Origin of the sequence: Paenibacillus sp. FSL H8-0260, assembly GCF_045040625.1 — a bacterium.
Lineage (GTDB): Bacteria > Bacillota > Bacilli > Paenibacillales > Paenibacillaceae > Paenibacillus_AQ > Paenibacillus_AQ odorifer.
Genome location: NZ_CP150298.1, coordinates 52,463 through 70,407, shown reverse-complemented (window position 1 = coordinate 70,407; position 17,945 = coordinate 52,463). Strand labels below are relative to the sequence as shown.

The window sequence follows — 17,945 nt, the reverse complement described above, 5'->3', positions numbered from 1 at the left end:
CTATATGTATGAGTTCAAAAGCGGAATACCCAATAAATCGTAAAGGCGAGCAAAAACAAAGACAATGCGAATGCATTTTTTAACCACCGCGGGGTGTCCATACTATCCGGGCGCTTTCTGCGCGAGTTATAAATATGGTTTCGCCAGACCTCAGTAGCATCCGCAGAGCCTGAGAACCCCCCTTTTAACGCCATACAAATCCAGGAGGATAGTTTCTTGTTGGGTAAATTTCTAGCCAGCTTAAATAATTCGTCCACACTTCTCGTCTGCGGCAGCTGTAAGGCTGCCTTTTTGAGCCCTTCTTCATTGAGCAAACGAAGACACAGCACAGCAAATGCGAAAAGATCGTAACCCTCATCGCTGATTCGACTGCCCGCATTCCAGAAACCACGATCATGCCATTCGGTAAACTGCTTCACGCTACGACCAATAGGGCTTGTGCCCCCAAAGTCGATCAGCTCGACTTCGCCGTACTTTGATACCATGACGTTCTCGGGCTTCAAATCACCGAACACAAATCCACATTCATGCAGTGTGCGCAGCTTTTCAAGCAGACCAAGACCTACCAGGCCTAACCAATCGGGACCGTTTTTCGATAAAAAATGATGCAGCGGTTTGCCTTCAACATACCTCATCACATAGAAGGGGATATTATCCCCATTCGCAAAATCATCCGCTTCCAAAAAATAAGAAGACAATGGATTCTCACGACGAGCCCGATGTTCATTCCGCTTTCGTCGCGATTGCAGCGAGGTCAGTACATTGATCTCCGATTGAAGTTCAAGTGTATCGTATCCGATTTTTAGCGCGTACCTTTCCCGTCTGCCTTCTCTTTGCACAAGATATACGGTTCCGTTCGCGCCCCTTCCCAGCATCCGCTCAACGACATAACGGTTACCCCGCCATTTGCCGTTAATTAAGGTACCAGTAGGATAGGACGGATTAGACGACATACCCACCAATCATCCCTTCTCTTTCGTCGTGGTTATCGCTTAGTCGGCGTCCACGATGTTCATCCAGTGTATCATAACGATAATGTTCAAGCACCTTGAAAATAGCTGGGCCAGTCGGTGTTGCGCCTCTCATGTGTAATTTAGAGAATAGCGTACGAATACCTGACATGTCATGCGTCCAATCCAGGTCAAGCTTGGCATCTTCACTGCTGTTATTTCCGGGAAAATGAAACACAGCGATCTCACTCTTGCCTTCCCGTGCTTCTAAACTGAGTGCCAAATCGCGGATTGCATCTTCCACAGCACCCAGTTTAGGCTTCATACTGGCACTGGCATCGATAAGAAGTGCAATGCGCAGAGGCGTTGTTTCTGTCAGTTCATCTACAACTGTAACAACCTGTGAACGTTGAACAGGAGGCAGCTGATCCAGTGAGCCGTCGCCTAGTATCTTTTTTACCTCTTTATTAACCGCCTGCTGGATCGTCTGAACCACGGTCTTGCGTGTCATCATCTGAATCGTCTGCGCCAGTTGTGGTGTTCCGACTATTCGGCTAAGGCCTCCCCCGGCCTTGGCAATGTCAGCAATCTCCCGGCTGCCGATTTCACCGATCGTACCATAATCAACTACACCGACCACATTTACGGTGATTCCCTCCTGCAGGGCATGCGCCGCTGCCAACACCGGACTTTCTCCTACATTCGAACAACCGTCAGTAATGAGCATAATTTGCTTCATAACCCTCAACTCCCCCTTTGTTTGAACCTCTGTTTCTAGCATATCCAGAAATGAGAGATTTCAAACGGTCGATATTAAGTGTGGGAATTTCGATCAAATAGGGGGGGTAGTGAATAGGGGAACTGCGAGAAATGTTTGGGCTTTCGATCGCTGTTGTCCTCAGATTCCTTGATTAGAACCGCCTCTCGCGGTTGGAATCCGAGGACAAAGGCGAACGCTCCGCTTCTACAGCTCCAAACTTTCTCTCCGTTCCATACCTTCACTAGTAAACAGTTTAGATCTACAGATTTCGTCCCAAGTCAGCCGACCATTGAAACGAGAATAGTAGAGGCCGGCGAGTTACACATCACGGACTCGCCTCGACTGCCTCCATTAGCACGACGCCTTACGCGTGCTACAAACTCACAAGAAACACGACGCTTCGCGCGTGCCCCCAAGCAGCACTATATCTTGCGCGTGCCTTAAACTATACAAGCAACACGACGCTTCGCGCGTGCCCAACATTAAAACCTACTAAACCTAAAATAACTAACTTACCGTACGCGGGCGCTCCATACGACCGATGCCCGGCATATGCAGGCTGGACCATTCCGGATGGAAATGATCAAGACGGCTGACGACAATAGTCATGTCATCAAGGATCTCATTGCCCTGATAACGGATTACTTTCTCCAACAGGCTATCCGCTAAATCTTGAGGATCATCACCCTCAAGCTCTTGGATCATCCGTTTCATCCATATCTCCTTATTAACGGCATATCCAGGCGCATCATAAATACCATCGGTCATCATAATTAAAATATCGCCGGGGCGAAGCTGCATACTGATTAGATCCACATCAATATCTTTAATGATTCCTATAGGCAGATTGCTAGAGGTTATTGGAATGACCTCACTCCCCCTCCGGATGAAGCTTGGTGCTGAAGCAATCTTCATAAACGTTGTCTGCGCAGAATATTGATCGATTAAAGCCATGTCGACAGTAGCATAGAATTCATCAGGGGAGCGTAATAAAAGAATTGAGTTGACCGACTTTACAGCCAGCTTCTCATCCATTCCGGATTGCAGCAGCTTTTCTAACATGCCGAGTGCGGCACTGCTCTCCATCCTTGCCCGTTCACCATTCCCCATACCATCACTAATGGATACTGCAAAAGTGCCATTTCCAAGCTCTACGGTGCTGAAGCTATCGCCAGACAGCATATCCCCACCTTTTGAAACAACTGCCACACCCGTGTTTACCTCAAAGGCTTTGGCTGAACCAAAGGTAACCATTGAGAGTCCTTCCCGGGGATGAACCGCCGTCTCACTCATGACAGCAATATTCTCATCCAGAATGTCGGAGAGGAGTGGGGCAATCATTTTACGGCATTCATCAAAACCGCGATTATAAGCGTGCACTACTTCTATTTCTACGCGTCCTGGGTCCAGACTTAAAATTTCAATACCATGAATAGACAGTCCCAATTTCTCAAGAGCCTCGCGGATTTGCGCTTCCTGCCGATACATGGCCTGTCCCTCGCGCTTAATTTCCTTGGCCAAGTCTTCCATAACCTGTGACACGCCTGACAACTGCTCAGCAACAAATTGGCGACTATCGTATATTTGTCTTTTCCACCGCATATCATGTTGGTAGAGATCATATTGTCCCTTCATGACCTCAAGCACTTCTCCGGTTTTGCCACAAATACGGCTCCATTCCGGTGGCAGCTGAGCAGCCGTAATATCAGGGCATTCCTCAACAGTTGTCATCATATCTGTCATGTATCTATATGTCTGATAGAATTTTGCATCCCAGCAGTGGGTACGGCGAATGCAGCCAGCGCAGGCGCCTTCTGTGACCGTATTCATAAAATCTTCCATTTCACGATCCGATTTGCCCACTTCTCCGGCACGTGGAATCTGACCAAAGCTACTGGAGAGCTGTTGGAATACCTGTGAGAATTGAGTGACCCGTTCTGCAGTCAGATCCCTGACCCTGCGGGCATATTCATGTTGAGATCGGCTATGATCTGACGTGCCCGGTACATATTTTGCAATCGCTGATATCATCGCCTTAGGCGTTAATAGAAACAGCACTACTGCTGCGCAGGTCTCCCATGTTGAGGCCATCATATCACCCGGACCCGTAAAATAGACGGAAAGGATCGTTGATCCCAGCAGCATGCCGATAGATACCGCACCCTTTCGCCCACCCTGCATCATTCCCGCTAGCATTCCGGAAAAAGCAAGCAGGCTCATCTGATAGATAGCACTGATATCAGCCAGACTGAGGATCAACCCCGTCACTACCCCAACAGCTGCACCGAGCGGAGCGCCTCCTGCCATAGCAAAGAGCAAAATTAAATAACGAGACAATATATGTTCTAATGACCAACCATTAAGTGTCCAGCCCACAAGGCCTGTCATTACGGAGGCTAACAGAATAATAAGGCATAAAATCTCCTCGTTCCTCAGCGATCTGCTCTTTTGTTTGTAAGTTAGTAGAGGAAGTGCCTGAATGAACACAAGCGTAAGTACAAACCCGAGTAAAGCATCTAAAGTAGTCATCATAAAAGGGTACCAGGAAAGAGACGGTCCGAGAACAATCTTGAACAGGCCAACCATAAACGAAGATACGAAGACCATAAGGGGTGCATAGGACAAATCTATTCGTTCGAAACTTTCAAGCCCTCTATAAACAAGAAAAAAGATAATCAGTTCAGCCGTAGTAACCAAGGCGCCCGGAAACGGAGTGAAGAGACTTCCAGCTATAATAGCACCCGCTACAGGTAACATAGAGTCTCGACGCATAAACACAATGACGGCAAAATATGCGACAGCAAAAGGGGACAGCTCGTCCAGAATCATAGCTCTACCTAGCAGAAACCCCATAAAGCTTAACAGAAGCATCCACTTCTTCGCTGTAATAAGCTGAATATATCGCTGCTTCTGACCCCAAGCTATAATACGCGTGCCTAAGGCTTGTCTCTGCTTCTTATCTTCGCTTCCCACTCTTGTCCACTCTGGCAAATTCACCACATTGCTTTTACTCATTTCCCTACACCACCCGTTTAAGAATTTATGGTTCTCATTATATAGCGGGTCATTTGAGAAAGTTTGTCAGAAATGGAGGGACAGTCATAAGAAATTTCCGACAAAAAAGCCTTTGTTCATTATTCCTAAAAAAATAGATCGATCCCTTGCGGCGCAGTAGGTTGCTTCTCCTTAAGCTTGTTTCCAGTGCAGTTTTAGGCGCAAGCCTGGCGGTCATTCGCCAGCGATTGCCCTAGAGTTATGTGAGAATGACATGGATGCTGTCGGCAAGTTTATATGACACGACAAAAAAACCGCAAGGGCGAAATGCCCTTGCGGTTATTTATGATGTACAGGTATTGGATTATACGCGTTTGGCTCCACGGCCTCCGCGCTTTCCTTCTGTGTTCTTCTTAATCGAAGATATCCGTTCTTCGCTGTCTTTCAGGAATCGCGACATTTTATCCTCGAATGAAGGTTTACCGGCTGCAGGCTTAAATGGACGCCCACCCCGTTCACGATTGAATCCACCGCCGCCTCCACCACTGCCGCCACCGCCGCCGAAACGGTCTCCGCCGCTAGGACGTTCTGGTCTTGGAGCTCTAGGCGGACGTACTTCCGATGCTGGCTTGTCAACAGCCTGCTTGATGGAAAGTCCGATCTTGCCGTCCTTATCGACGTTGATCACCTTGACGGTTACTACATCACTAATCTTCAGATGATCGTTAACATCCTTGACGTAATTATCGGCGATTTCCGAGATGTGAACGAGACCTGTGACACCTCCTGACAGATCCACAAATGCTCCGAAATGCGTGATGCCTGTCACTTTGCCTTCTAACTTGGTGCCCACTTCAATTGCCATAGAATAAAATGATCCTCCCTTAAAAATATACAGACGAATATTAAGGTCATCCTGTCTGCGGTGATTTGATTATACAGTAAAGAGCAAAGCAAGGCAACAGAGTAAAAGCCTCTTTTAGCCAGTATTATTGCTCTGATTGCTCTGTTCGAATAGGAGTTTCCCCTTGAGGATAGATATTGTACCATTTACGCGCTAATTGGCCAATATACTCATCATCATTAAGTCTGGACACTTCATATTTCAGTTGATTCAAAGATGCTGTGACACTCTCACTAGTCTTTTGTTTCTTGGCGAGTTGCTCGCCCTTGTCCGTAATTGCCGCACTTTGATTGAAGTAAGTATAACCCGCCCAGCCAAAAAATACTGCCACAAAGAGAATCCACATAACTCTTCTTCTCTTCGCGCCTGCGGCCGAATTTTTGCTGGGATTACTTTTCTCTTCCGCAGTGAATCTGTTCATGCAGCGTACCCCCTAATTCAAAGGTCAGCGTTTCCGCCATTTGGTAATCCATCCAGTAATCTTCACGATCCAGGCGCTATGCTTAAGCCGAGATAACCATGGAGAAATCCACCTTACTGGTAATACCCAAATTGGCTTCGTTAGACGCAGCAGAAGCTTAAGGATGAATAATAGAATACGACCTAGCAGCAATAGCAACCCTATAATAAGGCGCCAAAGCCAGCGAAGAGGTTTACCTATTAGAATCTCCACAAGTCTCCATAGCAATCTGCACATATACTGAACCGATTGAATTAACATTAACACAAAACGCCGCACCGTAACACTGAAGATCAAAAAATAGATCCATATTCCTAGAAATAAACCTAAAAAGACATAAAATCGCAATTGCCCCTGATTTCCGGCATAGAGCATTCTAAAAACAAACAAAGCAGCACAAAGCCAATACAGCAGGTCAAGCATGGCATTCAGCCATTTGGGAAAATTGAACTTGAGCGACAGCACCCGGTAGCTGTCATAGGCCAGTCCCATTGTCACCCCGGCCAATATCATGTAGAACAGCGTTAGCCACTGAACTGCAGGATTCATTTAAATAGCTTACCGAGTAGACCTTTATTTTTGCCCTGCGATCCGGGATCTAGATAAATCAGGGAATGTACATTGCCCTCCAAGGACAACAGTCCATTCTCCAGACTTAAATTTTTGATATGTAAATGATTCCCGCGAATGGTGAGATGGCCGAGTTCTGTACGAAGCAAAAATTCCTCGCTATCAAAGCTCTCCACATTTTGCACGCCCGTCAACTCTAGCTGTTTACGACTGCGCATGTGCAGATCATGCTGTTTATTTACCTTTCCTGGCTCGATCATAGCATGTACCCCTCCTTCTTACCTCTAATCTATGGCAGTAGAAGAAGTTATAGAACATTCCAATCCACTAAAATAAGAGAGATAAAAAAAGAAAAAAGAAGGCACAACTCTACAATATGTAAAGTTATTCCTTCTTATTTACTATTAACTATGTTACTCCTACCAGTCCAAGCCGGTGCTTTTGGCAACAGGCTCTTCCCGAAGTAGAGTATACATACCAGCGGCTTCGTCCTTGCGTGTCGTTTCGACTAGCTTTTCGACTTTGACCGTTACAAGCTTTTGTCCAAATTGCACAGTAATCTCGTCACCGATCTTAACTGCACTACTTGGCTTAGATTCCCGCCCGTTAATCAGCACCCGGCCTTGTTCGGACACATCCTTGGCCACTGTACGGCGCTTGATTAATCGGGACACTTTCAGGAATTTGTCAAGACGCATTAGTTAACGGCTTCTTTAAGCTTGTTACCAGCTTTAAATGCCGGTACAGTTGATTCTGGAATTTCAATCGTTGTGCCCGTTTGCGGGTTGCGACCAGTACGTCCTGCACGTTTACGAGTTTCGAATGTACCGAAACCGATCAGTTGAACTTTATCGCCTTTTGCCAAAGCTTCTGTGATCTCACCCAAGAATCCGTTCAATACTGCTTCTACATCTTTTTTTGCCAATCCGTTTTTCTCGGAAATGTTGTTTACCAAATCTGTCTTGTTCATAATTTAAAGTTCCTCCTAGGATACGAAAAAATAAATGAAACGAGATTCACCGCCATATTATGGGGCAAGCCGTCATTTCGTCTTTATGATATTCTTGATGTCATCTTAAAATCCTGCCACGAATCGTCGTTTTTTAAAAAAAGAAACAGTTATTTCTCAGAAATCGTCGCAGAATCTATTCTATAGCACTATTAAACTACTCGCCATAATCTAAATCAGAGATGAATGCTACTTTCACAGCATTGCCTCATCTTAAGGTCCGTATACCGTACATAGTCTGAGAAAATTACTATACTTTTCGTTCCTCAGTCTTTGCCTCCTGCCACAACTCTTCCATCTCTTCCAAGCTGCTATCTTCTACACTCATACCCTTGGCTCGCAGACTTTGCTCGATATACTGAAACCGACGCACAAATTTGCGGTTGGTCCGGGTTAAAGCTTCTTCCGGATCTGCGCCAATAAATCGGGCAACATTGGTAACAGCAAATAATAGATCGCCCAGCTCCAGGATTTGATCCTCGGCGGCTGCATCAGTATCGATGGCTTCTTGCAGCTCTTCTACTTCTTCACGAACCTTAGCTAAGCAATTCGTAGCGTTGTCCCAATCAAAGCCCACCTTGGATGCTTTTTTCTGAAGCTTGTACGCCTTCATAAGAGCGGGCAAATCACGCGGAACCCCACTGAGGGCGGATAATTCCTCTGGCTTCACGCCTTTACGCCGCTTCTCCTCTGCCTTCATGCCCTCCCAATTGATCAGAGCTTCTTCAGCGTCATTCGCATTCTTGTCACCAAATACATGGGGATGGCGGAAGATAAGCTTATCATTCAGTCCTTCTATGACGTCAAATACGTTAAACGTGCCCAGCTCCTCTTCCATTTGGGAGTGCAGCATGATCTGCAGCAAAAGGTCGCCCAGCTCCTCTTTCATATGGTCTGGGTCATCCTCATCAATCGTCTCAAGCACTTCGTAGGTTTCTTCGATTAGATTTTTACGCAAAGATTCATGAGTCTGCTCCCGATCCCACGGACAACCGTCCGGACTGCGCAAAATATCGACAATCTCATGCAAGCGAGCGAAAGTACGATTTCTTAGCTTCTCCTCACGATTCGCAGGTACATAGACCAGAGACAAATTGCCATAACCCTCAAGCCGGTCCAATTCGTATAGAGGAACAGTCACAATGTTTTCTTCGTTCTCCACGCCAAGGGCATGACCCACCACCACTTCATATTCGGGCGGATACAGCTCCATCAGACATAACTTTGTCTCCGAAGCTGTAAAGCTGTCATAAACCTGGCCAATCAGAGTATGCAATTCAGGTTGAAGCTGAGCGCTGCGAATGCCTGAAGCATCTAATAACTGGAAGCCTTCAATAGGGTCGAACCCCAGTCGCACAAACGCCTCGTCCAGAAAACTCTCCCCGCCTAATATTTGCAGTTCTATTCCTTCTTCCGGGCAACGCTGACGCAGCTGTGAAACAGCTGACTCTGCAACCATGGGGTGCCCCGGAACCGCATAGACAATATCTGTACCGTCTGCGGCGGAGCGAGCCTCTTCAATCAATTTTGAAGTAATTGCAGCATAAACCTCAGGAAACGAAGCTAATGTTTCATACAGTCCATCAAAGGATTGCGTGGCGATTTCAAGCTCGGTGAGAGCAGCCATGACTGGATGCTCTTGGGTACGAACGTAGACAACGGATGCTGCCTTCAGTTTTTTTATAATTCCTAGTGTCAGCCGATCGGGATTACCTGACCCGAGACCGACAACTGTTAATGTTGCACTCATATCTGTTCCTCCTTTTAAGCGGGTTAATTATGGAAATAATCGCAGCTTTTTGAACTTGTCCGCCAGAGACGGGCCGATGCCCGGAAGCTGGCGAAGCTCGCTTTCGCTGAGCAGCCGCAGCACCACCGCGCCTACGGCAAAGACAACGCAGCCTGCGAGCACCCCGAGCAGGCTCTGCGCCAAGCTGGCGGTGCGTCCGCCGCCGATGCCAGCGGCCGTAGCCGCGGCGCCAGTGCCCCAGCTGGCAGCTGCGGCGGCAAGAGCCAGGCCCGCTGTGAGCAGCGCGGGCCGTGCCAGGGCATCTGCGAGGCGAAGCCGCAGATGGCCCTGGCGGTACAGCAGCAGCACGTTAAGCGCTGCTGCGAACGAATGCGCAGCCACGCCAGCGATGGCCGCGCCGGTAATGCCCTGCTGCGGAACCAGCAGCAGGTTCAGGGCCGCCTTGAGCAGCGCGGCGGCCAAAAGGTGCAGGGCCGGGGCGCGCACGTAGCCGAGGCCCTGCAGGAGCGCAGCAGAGATGATGCTGACTGTACCGCCAACAGCGGTAAAAGCCAGCCAAGTCATTGTGCTGCTGCCAGCGGTATCGCCGTAAAGAGCCATATTAATCGGCTCAGCAAGCACTGCAAGGCCCGCTGAGGCCGCTAGACCTAACAGCCAGAACCAACGCAGCGACAAGCTGCAGCGGGTCTCAATCAGCTTCATATCTCCCTTGTACTTCGCTTCCGCCAAAGCTGGAATGAACACAACAGACAGTGAGGTGGCAATCATCGTTATAATCTGCACAAGTGGCAAACCCCGATTGTACACACCAAACTGGGCCATCGCAGCTACTTCACTTCCGTCAGACGACAGCAGTCGAGGCACAGTGAATACATCTACAAGACCGATAAGAGGCATAGCCAGTGCACCTAGCATTACGGGAATTCCATAAGCCAGCAGTGTACCTGCTTTAATGCCCATAAACCCTTGCTTGGAACCTAGCCCATGTCCTGCATCCAGCGCTCTTACACGCTGACTTTCGACAGCAGCAGCTTCCTGTTTTACCCTCCGGTGGTGACGTCTCAAGTACAGCAGCATAATTACAAGCCCTGCAGCTCCCCCTCCGGCAGAACCAAGCAGCGCGCCAGCAGCGATGCTCTCAGCTCCTGCTCCCTGCGAAGTGAGATATAAAAGAAGAACAATCATCACTGTAACCCGTACAGACTGCTCTACAATCTGTGACACGGCAGTAGGAACCATATTATGCAGCCCCTGAAAATACCCGCGTATGGCTGACATGACAGGGACAACTGCCAAACCCCAGGCGCTTGTCCGCAAGGCAGGCATTACATGTGAGTTACCTACCCATTCGGCAATGATGGGTGCACCTGCATAGGTGATGGCGCCGATAATCAAGCCGCTGATGCCTGTAATTAGCGCGGATAATAGTAGAATCCGGCGGCCTTCTTCATCGCGTCTCCCAGCCGAAGCTTCGGCGACAAATTTGGAGATCGCCGCAGGCAGACCTAGCATAGCTACCGTTAACAGCATTGTATACAAGGGATACACTGTGTTGTATATACCAAATACAGCATCTCCGCCTAGATTTTGCAGCGGAATTTTTTGAAGTGTGCCAATAAGCTTTGAGATAATGGCCGCGGCACTAAGGATAAATGCGCCTTGCAGCAATCGTGATGTTTGTGTATTAGATTTCATATAATACCTGCTTCTACAACTTTGATGGGATGAATTTCTATATTATAACGTATGTATGCCCACAAGTAGAAACGGTTTTGTGTAAACGACAAAACCCCGTTTGCCCTTTGTATATCTTACCAAAAGGAAAGCGGGGTCTAAATTAAGATTACTGCTCCATTTGTTTGCCCAGGAAAGCGGCAGCCGTTTCGGCCATTTTTATTTCCATTTGCGCCATCTTCGCCGAATCATCCTTGCTCACCATCACTACACAACCAATAGGATCTCCACCGGAAATGATCGGTGAGGCTACATATGAGGACACCAAATCCGGATGATCTTTAGCAATTTCATAACTGCCTTCATTGGTTTCTAACACAGTCTTACGGCTGTCCATGACTTTCTCCAGCAGCACTCCTACCTGTTTCTCCAAATAATCTTTTTTGGAGCCGCCTGCAAGGGCAATGAAGGTGTCACGATCAGCAATCATCGTAATGTGTCCAGTACCTTCGAACAATGACTCCGCGTACTCTTTTGCAAAGTCACCCAACTCACCAATCGGAGAATATTTCTTGAGGATGACTTCACCGTCCCGATCGACGAATATTTCCAGTGGGTCTCCTTCTCTAATACGAAGAGTACGTCTAATTTCTTTGGGAATAACCACGCGTCCGAGGTCATCAATACGGCGAACAATTCCAGTAGCTTTCATTTCACATGTGCCCCGCTTTCTTAAGAAGTATGGTCTTACTACTGTCCATTATGGGAAAGGATAATCCCAGTGATTTATCGTAATATCTGACCATAGTATTCATCTCTTCCCAGATCCTTATACATAAGCTGACATGTATTAATATCTGCATCAAGATAAAGGTAGTTCTACAACCGTTTCTGCGAAATAAAAAGCCATCTTCACTTTAAGTGAAGATGGCTTTTCTAAGGTAAGCTTGTCCATATTTACCGATGTTTATTCAGCCGCATCTGTAGCACTTGGAGAAGCACTTGGGGATGCGCTTGGAGCTGTAGTGGCTTCTGTTCCACTATTTGTTCCGGTTTCATCTGCGGCAGCAGAGCTTTTTGGCAGATTGATGTTCTCAATAATGGCTTCCAGATCCTTTTCCATGAACGTTTCTAGGTTCTTGGATACAATTGAGCTCTTAATGCCTTCTTTTTGCTCATCCGTTAACTGGTCGAAAGTCTTGTCTGTACGGGACTCCACCTTGATGATGTGGTAACCGTAAGAAGTTTCTACAGGATCACTGATGGTATTTAGAGGCAAGGTCTGTGCAGCCTTCTTAAACTCCTCCACATAAGTGCCTACAGCTTTATCTTTATATTCCCCGCCTGCCTCTTTAGAGCCAGTATCGTCAGAATATTCCTTAGCGATGGCTGCGAAATCAGCACCGCCATCCAGCTTCGCCTTAACTTCTTTCGCTATTTTAAGCGCTTCTTCGCTGGTACGCTCTTTGTTGTCTGCATCTGTCAGACCAATTAGCACATGACGCAGTGTGGCAACCGTAAAGTCGCCTTTAGTCGCTTCGAATTCTTTGACAACTTGATCATCAGTCACTTTAAGCAGCATATCCTGATAAACTGTCAGCACACGCTCCATATAAGTACGAATATCTTTCTCTGTAACGTCAGCATCTTTCAGTGTCTTCTTATAGGTATCGCCCAATTGTTCCTTAATGCTTGCAATTTGAGTATCGGCTTCTTTTTCCGCTTGCTTTTTCGCTTCATCCGTTGCTTGGGAAGCCAAATATTCAAAGCCCACTTCTTGCTTCAGAATGGACTCCTTAAACGCATCAATCTCTAAATATTGCGCTTGTTGTGGAGAAAGGAATTTCATGATTTTTTGATCCATTGCAAATTCCTTTTGTGTAATCGTTCCACCTTTATAAGTGGCCACAGCTTGATTATCATCCGCACTATTTCCACATGCTGCTAGCATAGAAAAGGAAACTGCCGCTGCCAATGAAACGAGCAGCACTTTCCATGATTTTGTTTTATTTAACGACATTGTGTAGTTCTCCCTTCGATTTAAAAGACTGTTTAGCTTCCTTAAGAAACTGTTCAAGCAAGTCAAGCAGCTGTTTATCACTTAAATCTTTCGATTTGACCCGGATACTGGCTTTCGCATCCCTATCAAATTGTACACGTCTTTCGAAGCTATTTCCAACTTTGGCGAGTTTCGCTGTGTCTAAAGCGCCGAGACTTCCCTCATAGAAATTCAAGGTAACATCATCTCCGCGTCTAATCATGGAATCAATGCCATACATTTTTCCATACACTTTCAGACGAGCGACCGATAGTAGATTTACCACGGCTTCAGGTAACTCACCGAACCGATCCAAGAGCTCATCTTCAAGCTCGGAAGCATCATCAAAGGAGGTTACTGCCGCCACTTTTTTATAAATTTCAATTTTTTGGATACTGTCGTAAATATACTCTGACGGCAGATACGCGTCAATCGACAAATCAATGACTGTATTGCCTTCTTTCAGGGATGTATCTTCCTCCCCAAGCACAGTAACCTTACGCTTACGAATTTCCTCCGCCAGCATTTGTGAGTACAGATCAAACCCCACGGATGCGATAAAGCCATGCTGCTCTGCACCCAGCAAGTTACCTGCACCGCGAATAGACAGATCTCGCATCGCTATTTTGAAACCAGAGCCCAGCTCCGTAAATTCCTTAATAGACTGCAGACGTTTCTCTGCAACCTCTGTCAGCACCTTGTCCCGTTGATACGTGAAATAAGCGTAAGCGATCCGATTGGACCGGCCTACACGTCCACGCAGCTGATAGAGCTGAGACAAGCCCATTTTATCCGCATCATGCACAATAAGTGTATTAACGTTCGGAATATCTACGCCCGTCTCAATAATACTTGTGCTGACGAGCACATCGTATTCTCCGTCAAGGAAATCGAGAATGGTCTTCTCGAGCTCAGATTCCGACATTTGACCATGTCCGATGCCAACTCTAGCCTCAGGAACAAGCATAGAGATTTGAGCGGCCATTTCTTGAATGCCCTGCACACGATTATAGAGATAATAGACTTGACCACCACGAGCTAATTCCCGCTCTACAGCTTCCCGCGTAAGGGTCTGGCTATGCTCCACTACATACGTTTGCACAGGGAATCTGTTCTCTGGTGGGGTCTCAATGACAGACAAATCCCGCACTCCGAGCATCGACATATGTAGCGTACGAGGAATTGGAGTTGCAGTCAGCGTAAGAACGTCTACATTTGTTTTCAGTTTTTTCAGCTTTTCTTTATGAGTCACGCCGAAACGCTGTTCTTCATCCACAATTAATAACCCCAGATCCTTGAATACAAGGTCCTGAGATAACAGACGATGTGTACCGATAACTACGTCGACAGTTCCTGCCCTAACGCCTTTAATCGTCTCGTTCTGCTCTTTACGGCTGCGGAAACGACTTAAGACCTGAATATTAAGCGGGTAATTAGCGAAACGTTCCCGGAAGGTCTCATAATGCTGCTGAGCCAAAATCGTTGTCGGGACTAGCACCGCCACCTGTTTACCTTCAATCGCTGATTTAAAAGCCGCCCGAATAGCCACTTCAGTCTTACCATACCCAACATCACCGCAAAGCAATCGGTCCATTGGCCGGTTTTGTTCCATATCCTTCTTAATCTCTTCGATAGCCCGAAGCTGATCTCGGGTCTCCTCGTAAGGGAACATTTCTTCAAATTCATGCTGTTCCTGTGTATCCTTTTCAAAACCATATCCTGCGGCACTTTGGCGCTCAGCATATAGCTTTATCAAATCATCAGCAATATTCTGAACGGAGGAACGAACCTTATTGGTCACTCGTGTCCATTCATTGCCGCCTAGTTTATATACTTTCGGCTCTTTATCTTCGGAACCGACATATTTCTGAATCAGGTCAATCTGCTCAATCGGAACTGAGAGCTTATCGCCGCCAGCATATAAAATATGCATGTAATCACGGTGAATACCGCTGACCTCAAGCGTGCCGATTCCCATATATTTTCCGATACCATGGTTCTGATGGACGACATAATCACCGATTTTCAGCTCTGTGTAACTCTTGATCCGTTCTGCATTATCTATTCCTTTGGAGATCTTCCGTGCCTTCCGCTGCTTCTGAGAGAACATTTCTCCCTCAGTTATAACAGCTAGATGAATAGAGGGCAGCTCAAAACCAGAACCCAGATTTCCTTGTACAATCATCGGCTCGTTAATGCCGTAATCATAAAGAACTCTGCGCACTCGTTCAATCCGTTCCTCACTGCTCGCAAGCATCATTACCTTAACACCGGACTTCTGCCAACGCTCCATTTCCGATTTCAACACATTCATCTGGCCATGGAAATCCTGCATTCCACGACTGATAAATCCAAGAATGTTCTGAGGCTGAATATGCGGAACCTGACGTAAAAAGATTGACATAAACAGGCTTTGGAACGGGCGCTGATACATAACAACATCCGTATCGACAGAGAGATCTAGATCCGGCAATGATTTGCCGTTTTGCAGCAAATGCAGGTTCCATTCCGATTCATCCCGTTCAAGCTGTCTCGCCGTTTCGAGCAGTCTTGTCGGCTCATCTAGAATAAGAATGGTATCCTGGGCCATGTAATCAAATAAATGAGAGCGTTCAGGATATAAAAGACTGATATATTTATAGATCTCCGGGAAATAAGTACCTTCCCGCAGCATTTCCAGCTCACGGCCAATTTCTTCCCGCAGCCTGAGCTTCGCCTGGCGATCCGCCATCTTCTCCAACTGTCGCTCCATCATAGCTGAGGCTTCAGCAGAAGCAGATTCCTGGCGCAATCTACTAGCTATAATCTCTTTAGCCGGTGTAATCTTCACACTACGTACCTTATCAATAGAACGCTGATCCACTGGATCAAAAGTTCTTATGGAATCAACCTCATCGTCAAATAACTCAACCCGATAAGCCAAAGGAGATGTCATTGGATAAAAATCAATTATTCCACCCCGTACGCTCAGTTCACCACGATTTTCAACCCGCTCTACTCTTTCATAGCCCATTTCAATCATGGACATCAAAAATTCATCCAGAGCAAGCGTTCCATCTTGGGAAACGGTGACTTGCGCCTCTGCCATAACCTCTGGGGCTGGCAGCAATCTACGCACTCCTGAGTAAGGAACTACAACAATACCACGGAAGCCCTGAGCGCATTTGGTCAGCACATCTATACGCTGAGCCAGTGTCTCTGGGCTTGATACAGCCGCTTCTGCAGCCACTAGTTCATTGGCGGGATAGAGCAGAACCCGGTCAGGAGAAAGCGCTTCCTGCAAATCATCGGCCATCTTCTGGGCCGAAAACATATTATGAGTCACTACAAGTAAGGGACGAGTTGTCTCTTCATGTAATGCTGCAAGCATAATCTGTCTAGCAGAACCTGTAAGCCCCGAAATGAGCTGCTCTTTCATACCTGCAGCAACACCATGGGTGATAGACTGGAAATCGGGATCCTTGGAAAAAGCTTCTATAAGACCTTGTAACAACAGGCGCACCTCTCTTACTAAACAGGCTAACGGTGGCATAGCCACCGTCACCTATTATGATTGGAATCGAAAAGAAGCCTCAGCTGTAACGCCAAGGCTTGCGGATGACGATAGAGACAGGCGCTTCCACCTTACTGAAGCGGACTTGTCAGCAGGCTAAGCTCCGGATTGTTCTCTAAAGCCTCCTTGCAATAGTCGCAAGTAACCTTTACCGTGATTTCACCTTCTGAATTATACGCTATTATATCTCTGCGCTCCGCAGGGGTCAAGGAATGAAGGCCCAACTGCATTTCTGTAACATCACTTCTATTAATACTGCCTAGAGATGTCTTACAGTGCCTACAAACATAGTTTATTGCCATCTATATGCCTCCTGAAGGTACTATATACCTTCAGTATGTCCGGGCAGCTTCATCTTTAGCCTTAAAAACAACAGGGTTTACAGATTAACCATTGAACTTAGCCATCGTCTGCTCGAATGAATGCTGTAAGCTGTATTCCAGTGCATCACAAGTATTAAGGATCATTTGCTTAAGCGGATCGCTTTCCTTCTTAGGAAAAGTAGAAAGAACATAATCGACAATAGCAAAACCTGGCTCAGGACGAGAAATACCCATTCGTACCCGATTGAAATTTTGTGTTCCTACATGCTGTATGATGGATTTAATTCCATTATGTCCACCAGCGCTTCCTTGATAACGCAAGCGGATTTTTCCGATTTCTGTATCCAAATCATCATAAACGACGATCATATCTTCAAGTTGAACTTTGTAATAATCCATATAAGCGCGAACGGCCTCACCGGACAAGTTCATAAAGGTCATGGGCTTAATCAATACGGTTTTGACGCCACCAATGACCCCTTCACCGAAGACGGATTTACATTTGCTCTGGTTGAAGGCAATTCCGTTCTGGGCAGCAAGCTCATCCAAAGCCATAAAGCCAACATTATGCCTTGTTTTCGCGTACTGTGTTCCGGGATTTCCCAATCCGACAATCCATTTCATTATCGAACCTTTCCTTTCCGTTCGGGCTCTCCGGCAAGAGGAGTCCGTTTTTGGTACAATAGATCTAATCTACATATCTCTGTGCAACCAGAGCGAAATTATACTCCGAAGACAGGTGATAACCCATGCCGCACAAAGGCGAATTATTGACACATCAACGCCATTTTCAGTACCACATCCAATATGCTGTGCCCGTGGAAATATACAAGGGCGACGTGCATATTGATATCGGTGTATTAACAGCGGTAGACGAAGCTTTCGTGGAGCTACAAGGGACACTATATAACCGCAGTTTATTCACCTTTGTCTCCCGTCCCGGATATTAAATCCAGTAGT

17 protein-coding genes are annotated in these 17,945 nt (G+C 46.7%); 1 reads left to right on the top strand and 16 read right to left on the bottom strand.

All coding sequences use genetic code 11. The annotated features are described in order from the left end of the window. Positions 1-14: 14 nt before the first annotated feature. From MHI51_RS00325 to pth, 16 genes are all read right to left on the bottom strand, one after another. Positions 15-953, bottom strand: coding sequence for a protein kinase domain-containing protein (locus MHI51_RS00325; RefSeq protein ID WP_036678862.1), 939 nt, complete (start codon positions 951-953; stop codon positions 15-17). Then, positions 943-1,689: a VWA domain-containing protein gene (locus MHI51_RS00320; RefSeq protein ID WP_076277925.1), complete on the bottom strand. Its 747-nt coding sequence runs from the start codon at positions 1,687-1,689 to the stop codon at positions 943-945. Before MHI51_RS00320 ends, MHI51_RS00325 begins: the two co-directional genes overlap by 11 nt. A 528-nt stretch (positions 1,690-2,217) precedes the next feature. Beyond that, positions 2,218-4,725 (bottom strand): stage II sporulation protein E, encoded by a 2,508-nt coding sequence (gene spoIIE / locus MHI51_RS00315; RefSeq protein ID WP_076277926.1) that lies wholly within the window; start codon positions 4,723-4,725, stop codon positions 2,218-2,220. 343 nt (positions 4,726-5,068) lie between these two features. Continuing rightward, positions 5,069-5,569, bottom strand: coding sequence for a S1 domain-containing RNA-binding protein (locus MHI51_RS00310; RefSeq protein WP_036678766.1), 501 nt, complete (start codon positions 5,567-5,569; stop codon positions 5,069-5,071). Between the two features lie 124 nt (positions 5,570-5,693). Continuing rightward, positions 5,694-6,029: a septum formation initiator family protein gene (locus MHI51_RS00305; RefSeq protein ID WP_076130075.1), complete on the bottom strand. Its 336-nt coding sequence runs from the start codon at positions 6,027-6,029 to the stop codon at positions 5,694-5,696. 24 nt (positions 6,030-6,053) lie between these two features. After that, a complete protein-coding gene (gene yabQ / locus MHI51_RS00300; protein ID WP_076277927.1) occupies positions 6,054-6,617 on the bottom strand; it encodes a spore cortex biosynthesis protein YabQ in 564 nt (187 codons plus the stop codon). Next, the gene (gene yabP, locus MHI51_RS00295) at positions 6,614-6,898 is read right to left on the bottom strand and encodes a sporulation protein YabP (RefSeq protein ID WP_036678773.1); all 285 of its coding nucleotides are present in this window, start codon (positions 6,896-6,898) and stop codon (positions 6,614-6,616) included. The genes yabQ and yabP overlap by 4 nt, the downstream gene beginning before the upstream one ends. Positions 6,899-7,057: 159 nt before the next feature. Continuing rightward, positions 7,058-7,336 (bottom strand): RNA-binding S4 domain-containing protein, encoded by a 279-nt coding sequence (locus MHI51_RS00290; protein ID WP_076130073.1) that lies wholly within the window; start codon positions 7,334-7,336, stop codon positions 7,058-7,060. Further along, positions 7,336-7,608: an HU family DNA-binding protein gene (locus MHI51_RS00285; RefSeq protein ID WP_036678778.1), complete on the bottom strand. Its 273-nt coding sequence runs from the start codon at positions 7,606-7,608 to the stop codon at positions 7,336-7,338. The genes MHI51_RS00290 and MHI51_RS00285 overlap by 1 nt, the downstream gene beginning before the upstream one ends. A 289-nt stretch (positions 7,609-7,897) precedes the next feature. Next, complete coding sequence (mazG, locus tag MHI51_RS00280) at positions 7,898-9,397, bottom strand: nucleoside triphosphate pyrophosphohydrolase (RefSeq protein ID WP_405173479.1); 1,500 nt, start codon at positions 9,395-9,397, stop codon at positions 7,898-7,900. Between the two features lie 27 nt (positions 9,398-9,424). Next, the gene (locus tag MHI51_RS00275; RefSeq protein ID WP_076218448.1) at positions 9,425-11,092 is read right to left on the bottom strand and encodes a polysaccharide biosynthesis protein; all 1,668 of its coding nucleotides are present in this window, start codon (positions 11,090-11,092) and stop codon (positions 9,425-9,427) included. 148 nt (positions 11,093-11,240) lie between these two features. Next, the gene (gene spoVT, locus MHI51_RS00270) at positions 11,241-11,783 is read right to left on the bottom strand and encodes a stage V sporulation protein T (RefSeq protein ID WP_036678783.1); all 543 of its coding nucleotides are present in this window, start codon (positions 11,781-11,783) and stop codon (positions 11,241-11,243) included. A gap of 255 nt (positions 11,784-12,038) precedes the next feature. Beyond that, entirely contained in the window at positions 12,039-13,091 is a 1,053-nt protein-coding gene (locus tag MHI51_RS00265; RefSeq protein ID WP_076186806.1) for a peptidylprolyl isomerase, read from the bottom strand. Next, entirely contained in the window at positions 13,078-16,602 is a 3,525-nt protein-coding gene (gene mfd / locus MHI51_RS00260) for a transcription-repair coupling factor (protein WP_038568019.1), read from the bottom strand. The genes MHI51_RS00265 and mfd overlap by 14 nt, the downstream gene beginning before the upstream one ends. Before the next feature lie 131 nt (positions 16,603-16,733). Then, on the bottom strand, positions 16,734-16,964 hold the full coding sequence (locus tag MHI51_RS00255; protein WP_036678789.1) for an anti-sigma-F factor Fin family protein: 231 nt from the start codon (positions 16,962-16,964) through the stop codon (positions 16,734-16,736). An 84-nt stretch (positions 16,965-17,048) separates the two neighbouring features. After that, positions 17,049-17,609, bottom strand: a complete 561-nt coding sequence (gene pth, locus MHI51_RS00250) for an aminoacyl-tRNA hydrolase (protein ID WP_076218449.1) — start codon at positions 17,607-17,609, stop codon at positions 17,049-17,051. A 125-nt stretch (positions 17,610-17,734) separates the two neighbouring features. Between pth and MHI51_RS00245 the strand changes: the two genes are divergently transcribed. After that, entirely contained in the window at positions 17,735-17,935 is a 201-nt protein-coding gene (locus MHI51_RS00245) for a hypothetical protein (protein WP_036678792.1), read from the top strand. The last annotated feature ends 10 nt before the right edge of the window (positions 17,936-17,945 follow it).

What these genes read in the sequence shown, in the direction of transcription:
- MHI51_RS00325 (WP_036678862.1), bottom strand. Translation starts at nt 953, where the DNA reads ATGTCGTCTAATCCGTCCTATCCTACTGGTACCTTAATTAACGGCAAA.
- MHI51_RS00320 (WP_076277925.1), bottom strand. Translation starts at nt 1,689, where the DNA reads ATGAAGCAAATTATGCTCATTACTGACGGTTGTTCGAATGTAGGAGAA.
- spoIIE (WP_076277926.1), bottom strand. Translation starts at nt 4,725, where the DNA reads ATGAGTAAAAGCAATGTGGTGAATTTGCCAGAGTGGACAAGAGTGGGA.
- MHI51_RS00310 (WP_036678766.1), bottom strand. Translation starts at nt 5,569, where the DNA reads ATGGCAATTGAAGTGGGCACCAAGTTAGAAGGCAAAGTGACAGGCATC.
- MHI51_RS00305 (WP_076130075.1), bottom strand. Translation starts at nt 6,029, where the DNA reads ATGAACAGATTCACTGCGGAAGAGAAAAGTAATCCCAGCAAAAATTCG.
- yabQ (WP_076277927.1), bottom strand. Translation starts at nt 6,617, where the DNA reads ATGAATCCTGCAGTTCAGTGGCTAACGCTGTTCTACATGATATTGGCC.
- yabP (WP_036678773.1), bottom strand. Translation starts at nt 6,898, where the DNA reads ATGATCGAGCCAGGAAAGGTAAATAAACAGCATGATCTGCACATGCGC.
- MHI51_RS00290 (WP_076130073.1), bottom strand. Translation starts at nt 7,336, where the DNA reads ATGCGTCTTGACAAATTCCTGAAAGTGTCCCGATTAATCAAGCGCCGT.
- MHI51_RS00285 (WP_036678778.1), bottom strand. Translation starts at nt 7,608, where the DNA reads ATGAACAAGACAGATTTGGTAAACAACATTTCCGAGAAAAACGGATTG.
- mazG (WP_405173479.1), bottom strand. Translation starts at nt 9,397, where the DNA reads ATGAGTGCAACATTAACAGTTGTCGGTCTCGGGTCAGGTAATCCCGAT.
- MHI51_RS00275 (WP_076218448.1), bottom strand. Translation starts at nt 11,092, where the DNA reads ATGAAATCTAATACACAAACATCACGATTGCTGCAAGGCGCATTTATC.
- spoVT (WP_036678783.1), bottom strand. Translation starts at nt 11,783, where the DNA reads ATGAAAGCTACTGGAATTGTTCGCCGTATTGATGACCTCGGACGCGTG.
- MHI51_RS00265 (WP_076186806.1), bottom strand. Translation starts at nt 13,091, where the DNA reads ATGTCGTTAAATAAAACAAAATCATGGAAAGTGCTGCTCGTTTCATTG.
- MHI51_RS00255 (WP_036678789.1), bottom strand. Translation starts at nt 16,964, where the DNA reads ATGGCAATAAACTATGTTTGTAGGCACTGTAAGACATCTCTAGGCAGT.
- pth (WP_076218449.1), bottom strand. Translation starts at nt 17,609, where the DNA reads ATGAAATGGATTGTCGGATTGGGAAATCCCGGAACACAGTACGCGAAA.
- MHI51_RS00245 (WP_036678792.1), top strand. Translation starts at nt 17,735, where the DNA reads ATGCCGCACAAAGGCGAATTATTGACACATCAACGCCATTTTCAGTAC.